This window comes from Synechococcus sp. B60.1, assembly GCF_047462555.1.
In the GTDB taxonomy this organism is placed as follows: Bacteria; Cyanobacteriota; Cyanobacteriia; order Thermostichales; family Thermostichaceae; genus Thermostichus.
In genome coordinates this window covers 1-6,403 of the sequence record NZ_JANSJN010000088.1, presented here as the reverse complement: position 1 = coordinate 6,403, position 6,403 = coordinate 1, and the positions used below count along the sequence as shown (strand labels likewise).

Annotated in this window: 6 protein-coding genes and 1 pseudogene; 5 read left to right on the top strand and 2 right to left on the bottom strand. The window is 59.4% G+C overall.

Annotated features, from left to right (window positions below):
- A partial coding sequence (locus NW863_RS10065) for a glycosyltransferase (protein WP_414366100.1) occupies positions 1 to 321 on the bottom strand: 321 nt, incomplete at its 3' end.
- A 207-nt stretch (positions 322 to 528) separates the two neighbouring features.
- Positions 529 to 1,269 (bottom strand): hypothetical protein, encoded by a 741-nt coding sequence (locus NW863_RS10060; RefSeq protein ID WP_414366099.1) that lies wholly within the window; start codon positions 1,267 to 1,269, stop codon positions 529 to 531.
- 252 nt (positions 1,270 to 1,521) lie between these two features.
- Here NW863_RS10060 and purF point away from each other — a divergent pair, with 252 nt between their 5' ends.
- From purF to NW863_RS10035, 5 genes and pseudogenes are all read left to right on the top strand, one after another.
- Positions 1,522 to 3,069 carry an amidophosphoribosyltransferase gene (gene purF, locus NW863_RS10055; protein WP_414366098.1) on the top strand — a complete coding sequence of 516 codons (1,548 nt, stop codon included), beginning with the start codon at positions 1,522 to 1,524 and terminating at the stop codon, positions 3,067 to 3,069.
- A 41-nt stretch (positions 3,070 to 3,110) separates the two neighbouring features.
- Entirely contained in the window at positions 3,111 to 3,638 is a 528-nt protein-coding gene (gene def / locus NW863_RS10050) for a peptide deformylase (RefSeq protein WP_414366097.1), read from the top strand.
- Between the two features lie 8 nt (positions 3,639 to 3,646).
- Positions 3,647 to 4,063, top strand: a complete 417-nt coding sequence (locus NW863_RS10045; RefSeq protein WP_414366096.1) for a thiol-disulfide oxidoreductase DCC family protein — start codon at positions 3,647 to 3,649, stop codon at positions 4,061 to 4,063.
- A gap of 451 nt (positions 4,064 to 4,514) precedes the next feature.
- Positions 4,515 to 4,856: pseudogene (locus NW863_RS10040) on the top strand (pentapeptide repeat-containing protein); the annotation flags it as partial.
- Positions 4,857 to 4,868: 12 nt separating this feature from the next.
- Positions 4,869 to 6,403, top strand: a 1,535-nt coding sequence (locus NW863_RS10035) for a pentapeptide repeat-containing protein (protein WP_414366105.1), incomplete at its 3' end; no start/stop codon positions are given.

Here is a 6,403-nt window from a genome sequence, read left to right as displayed (position 1 = left end):
AGGGTGGCGGCGGGCCAGGGCGTAGGGGTAGTAGTCAATGTGGCCGTGGATGATGTCAAACTCATTGGCCATCTGAAAGGCTTTCTCTACCATCAGGATGTGGGGAGCCACCGTGTCAATAGCCGTGGGATCCAAGCGCAAAGCCCGCTCCCGAAAAGGGATGAGACGCGCTTGGGTTTGGGAGTCGCCGCTGGCAAATAGAGTCACCTCGTGCCCACGTCGCACCAGCTCTTCAGTTAACCAAGAAACCACCCGCTCCGTACCGCCGTAGAGCTTGGGGGGCACGCTCTCGTGCAACGGGGCAATCTGGGCAATGCGCATCGTTATCCTCCGAACCCAAGGAGTAGCTGTTGGGGTTGTTGGCGCGTTGAAAGGCACTTTCCGAGCGCTGACCCTGGCAGCTTGTTACAGAGTTCTCCTGCTGCCCGCAACCCCTTGGCCCAAGCAGGATCAAGACAGGAATCCATCCAGAGCCAGGCCTAACCTCTATGCTAGCCGGCTAAGCCTCCTGCAGGGGTTGGCGAATGGTTAGGTGGGCCTAGGGCTAGGCGTTGGTGTGGACGAAGGGCTGGGACGAGGGGAAGGGCTGGGCGAAGGCGACACTGAGGGAAAAGGATTGGGCGTGCCGGTCGGGGTTGGTGTTGGGGTGAGTGAGGGCGTCGGCAGTACCCGCAAGGGGGCTTTGGCGGAGGCAATGCGGCCTTGGCTGTCTGCTACCATGGCCGTAACCTCGTAATCTCCAGGGGGGGCAGAGGCCGGAATGGTGATGGGAAGGGTGCCGATGCAGGTTCTGCTGTTGGCCTGACAGCCGGCGGCAGCGGCGGTGAAATCAAACGTGAGGGTGAGGGGGTTCTGTCGGATTTCCACCCGGAAGCTAATGCCGCTGCCCAAACCCGCAGGAGTTGTAACGGCCACCAAGACATTGAAGGGCACCGTCTGTCGGGCGTCCGTTAGGGCCACCACGGCAATCGAAGGTGGCTCTGCTGAGAAAGATGCGGTGGGGGAAGGACTGGGGCTAGGGAAAGGATTCCAGAGTGGAGTGGGGGTCGGGGTGAGCAAAGGCGTCGGGACAGGACTGGGGACGAGAAAAGGAGTGGGTGTTGGCGCCACAACCGTTACCGGCACAGGAGTAATGGTGACTGAGGGTTGCTCGCGGCCATCTTCTTGGCAGGCCACCAGTGACAACGACAGAAAGGCGGCTACACTGGCTTTCATCCAAGAGACCGCTAGCGCCCAACTGCGGCGGAATCCAGAGGACGGCTGTTTCATGGGCTTTGGCTCCTCACAACACAAGCTTGGGGGGTTTGTTAGAAGAACCGAGTCTCGGCAGCGTTCAACTCGAAAACCCGCACAGTCCTGCTCCCTTAACGGCGAGTCTCGCAGATCCTCCTAACACTATAGATAGAGTCTCATCTTTTCGCAAACACTATGAGTGGTTCCTGCTGCATGGGATCCGCCTTGGCGGTGAGATCTCAAGAGCGCTCGGGTTAGACTGATAAGTGCCACAGCAAGAGGGGATCCATGGCAGCAAAGGTGGAAGCAGAACCATCGCCAGCTCAGGAAGGGCCCAAAGAGGCCTGCGGCGTGTTCGGCATTTTGGCCCCCGGCGAGGAGGTGGCCAAGCTGACCTACTTTGGGCTGTTTGCCCTGCAGCACCGCGGCCAGGAATCGGCGGGGATTGCCACCTTTGAGGGGGCCTTTTGCCGAGTGCACAAGGCAATGGGGCTGGTTTCCCAAGTGTTTGACGAGGTGAACTTAGGCCAGCTCAGCGGCGATCTGGCAGTAGGCCACACCCGCTACTCCACTACAGGATCCAGCCGCATGGCCAACGCCCAACCGGTGATTGTGGAAACCCGCTTGGGGCCGCTGGCTTTGGCTCACAATGGGAACTTGGTCAATGCCGAAGAGCTACGGCGTGAACTGGAAGCTGCCGAGTGCCACCTCACCGGTAGCACCGACTCGGAATGTATTGCCCACACCATTGCCCAGGCAGTGAACCAAGGTCAAGACTGGGTGGGAGCCACCTGTCAAGCCTTGCGCCGCTGCCGCGGGGCTTTCAGTCTGGTTATCGGCACGCCAGAAGGCCTGATGGGGGCGCGGGATCCCTACGGCGTGCGTCCGCTGGTGTTGGGGCTTTTGAGCAGCAACCCCGCCAGACAGGAGCTGCTGCAACCGCAGAGGCTGGGGATCCTCTGCAGCAACGGCACGCTCAACCACCCAGAAGCCCAGCCACTGCACTACGTGTTGGCCTCAGAAACCTGTGCTTTGGATATCATCGGGGCGGATTATCTGCGCCAGGTGGAGCCGGGGGAGCTGGTGTGGATTGACCGTCAAGGGCTGCAATCCCTGCGCTGGGCGGAGCCCAACCCCAAACTGTGCATCTTTGAGATGATCTACTTTGCCCGCCCCGACAGTTGCATGCATGGAGAGAGCCTCTATTCCTACCGCGTGCGGCTGGGGGAACAACTGGCCAAAGAAGCCCCGGCGGAAGCTGACTGGGTAATAGCAGTGCCTGATTCCGGCACACCGGCAGCCATTGGCTATGCCCGCCAGTTGGGGATCCCCTACACCGAGGGGCTAATTAAAAACCGCTACGTGGGCCGCACCTTTATTCAGCCCACCCAGTCGATGCGGGAGCGGGGCATTCGCATGAAGCTCAACCCTCTCGAAGATGTGCTGCGGGGGAAGCGGATTGTGATTGTAGACGACTCAATTGTGCGGGGCACCACCAGCCAAAAGATCGTCAAGGCCCTGCGCCAGGCGGGGGCCACCGAGGTTCACATGCGCATCTCCAGCCCGCCGGTTACCCATCCCTGCTTCTACGGCATTGACACCGACAGCCAAGATCAGTTGATTGCCGCCAAGTATTCGGTGGCAGAAATTGCTGAGAAGATTGGGGTGGACTCACTGGCCTACTTGAGCTGGGAAGGCATGCTGGCCGCCACAGGTCGGGATCCCAATTCCTTTTGCTCGGCTTGCTTTACCGGCCACTACCCCATCCCCATTCCTGAGGGGCTGAAGCGCTCCAAGCTGGCTTTGGAGACGGCAGCCAGCCGCAAAGATCGCTAGCAAATGCTGGAGAGTCTGCAGAGGGGGTCTGAGAGCACGCTATGACCTTGCGCCTGCGACAACTGGGGGATCCCATCCTGACTCAAGTGGCTGAGCCGGTCGCCGAGTTTGGGACGCCGGCTTTGCAAAACCTACTTGAAGAGATGCTCGCCACCTTGAAAGAGGCGCAAGGGGTGGGTCTGGCCGCTCCCCAGGTGGGATCCCCTCTCCAGATCCTCATCGTGGCCTCCCGTCCCAACCCTCGCTATCCCGATGCACCCCAGATGGAACCCCTGGTCATGATTAACCCCCGTCCCTTGGCCTTGAGCGACGAGCAGGTGTTGGGGTGGGAGGGCTGCTTGAGCGTGCCCAACTGCCGCGGCTTGGTGGCCCGTGCCCGCGAGGTGGAGGTGGAGTATTACACCCCTGCGGGATCCCAGCAGCGGGTGATCTGGCGGGACTTTCCGGCCCGCATCTTCCAGCACGAATACGATCACCTCTTGGGCCGGTTGTTCCTGGATCGGCAGCCGCAGCAACTGCTTTCTGAGGCCGACTACCAAGCCCGGATTTTGGCCCAGCCCCCTGCCTGAGGATCCCTATGCCCTACCTGGTCATCTACGACGGCCTGTGCAACCTTTGCGCCAATGGGGTCAAGCTTTTAGAGCAACTGGATCGCGGCCAGCAGTTTCGCTACGCCCCCATGCAAGACACGGCCACCCTGGCCCAATGGGGGATCCCACCCGAGCAGATGGAACTGGGGATGATCCTGATCGACCTGGAGCAGCCAGAGCGCCGCTGGCAGGGATCCGACGCCGTCGAACACATTGCCGCCCTCTTGCCCAGCGGATCCCTGTGGCTGGCCCTCTACCGCAACCTCCCCGGCCTCAAGCTTTTGGGAGACTGGGGCTACGCCCAGATCCGGGATCACCGCTACGAGTGGTTTGGCCGCCGCGACACCCTTTATCTACCTGCTGACTACAAGCGTTGCCGGGATCCCCTGGCCCAGACCGACTGAGGCATGGGTAGCTGAAACGGTTCGTTATGTTGTTACTGCTACACAACGCAGTCGCAAACGCACCGGCAGCGCGGAGTGCCTAGAGAACGTCTTAATCGAGTTTGAAATAACCATCAATTCAATTGTCTAGCACAAGGGATCCCTTTTCCAGGTTTGAACTCCTCTTCTCAAGCCTGGCGTGCTTGAAATGCTCTAGACAATCTTAAGACTCGATTAAGACTGACTTCCTGCGGAGAACCCCTCAAGTTTGACTTGAGACCTCTCCAGGGTCAAGGTAAAAATAGAGACGAAGCTAGCCAACAGGGGGTGGGCCGTGGCTATCAGCGAGGGCGGACAAGTTGCCGGTAGTTCAGAGGTTATTCAGTTGGTTCCTAGAAGGGGGGATCTCGTTAGCGGAAATGGAGCTATTGGAAGTTTTGGCGAAAGAAGCAGAAAGCTTTTTCTACAGACAATGCTACAACCCCTGGATTGGGAAGTGCAGTTTGCGGTTTGGAAAACCCTACTGAACTCTGGCATCCCTCAACTGGTGCAAGTAGCAAAAAGATATCCCGTTCCCCTACGTCCAGTTGGAAACCCTGAAGAGAGATATCGAGCCGGCGAGCGGGACTTTCGCTGGGCAGATCTGGGGAGGGTCAACCTTAGCCGGCTAGATCTAAGGGGGCTTGACTTAAGCGGGGCCAGTTTAGTTCGGGCAAGGCTGAGCCAGGTCAATCTAAGCCACACCAGCCTGATTGGAGCCAACCTCAGCCAGGCAGACCTCAGCGGCGCAGATCTGAGAGGAGCCAACTTAAAGGGAGCTAATCTGATGGGGGCCAATCTCATTGGCGCCAACTTGCAGGGAGCCAATCTGGCAGACGCCAACCTGAAGTGGGTCGTCATTTCCCCCGAAACGCAAATTGACCGCAAGTGGCGGCTGGTCTGGGAAATTGTCAATGGCCATGCTCAGGGAAAAAACCTAGCTCAGGCGGACTTGAGCGAGGCCAACCTGGATTGGGCTGACCTGCGGGGGGCCAACTTGGCGCAAGCAGACCTAAGGGGGGCAAGGCTTGTCGGCGCCAACTTGCAGGAAGTCGACCTCCAGGGAGCCGACCTCCGGTGGGCCAGCTTGGAGAGAGCCAACCTCAGTCGGGCCGATTTGAGCGCAGCTTGCCTGCAACTGGCCAGCCTGCGGGGAGCTATCCTTTCCCCTGAAACCCAAATAGACCGCAAGTGGCGGCTGGTTTGGGAAATTGTCAACGGCCACGCTCAGGGAAAAAACCTAGCTCAGGCGGACTTGAGCGGGGCCAACTTGAGCTGGGCAAATCTAAGCGGGATCAGGCTCCCTGGCGTGAACTTGGTGGGAGCCGACCTGAGCGGGGCCAACCTCTGCGGCGTAGACCTACAGTGGGCAGAGTTGAGCAAAGCCAATCTAAGCCAGGCGGATCTGAGGGGGGCCAACTTAAACCAAGCGGATCTCAGCGGGGCAGACCTAAGCGGTGCCAACCTCAGTGGAAGCAGCTTGATCAAGGCCGAACTAGCCAAGGCCAAGCTTGTGGGGGCCAAGTTGGCGCAAGCCAACCTCGTCGGAGCCAAGCTGAGACGGGCTAAGCTCAACGGCGCAGATCTAAGGGGGGCCAGCCTCATCGGGGCCGACCTCAGCGAAGCCAAACTGGGCAAGACAGACCTGAACTTGCCTAGCTTGAGATGGACGGTGATTTCTGTAGAGGCCAGTCCGGAGAGTAGCTGGTGGTTCATGATTTTCCATGCTGGCGCCCCTTCGCAGGAGCTGAGCCAAACAGACTTGAGAGAGGCGGACTTGAGAAAGGCCAACCTCAGCCGGGCAGACCTCAGCGGGGTAAGGCTCAGTGGAGCTAACCTAAGCCAGGCTTATTTGATTGGGGCAGATCTAAGCGAGGCCAGCCTAGATGAAGCCAATCTAAAGAGGGCCAAGCTGGGCGAGGCCGACCTAACCCACGCCGATCTCAGCGGAGCCAAGCTGAGTAGGGCCTATCTGGGCAGAGCCAACCTCAGCGGCGCCGACCTGAGAGGGGCAGATCTGGAGCTGGCCAGTCTGCCGCGGGTGATCCTTTCTCCTGCAACCCAGATCGAGGCCAAGTGGCGTCTGGTGTGGGAGATCGTCAACGGTCAAGCCTCCAAGAGAAACTTGAGTGGAGTTGACCTGAGCGGCGCTAACTTGAATTGGGCCAAGCTCAACGGGGTGCAACTGGTCGGGGCAAACCTAAGTGGAGCCAGCCTCATTGGAGCGGATCTAGGAGGATCCAACCTCAGCCAAGCCAATCTGAGGAAGGCCAATTTGAGCTACGCCAACTTGGAGGGATCCAACCTAGACAATGCCATCCT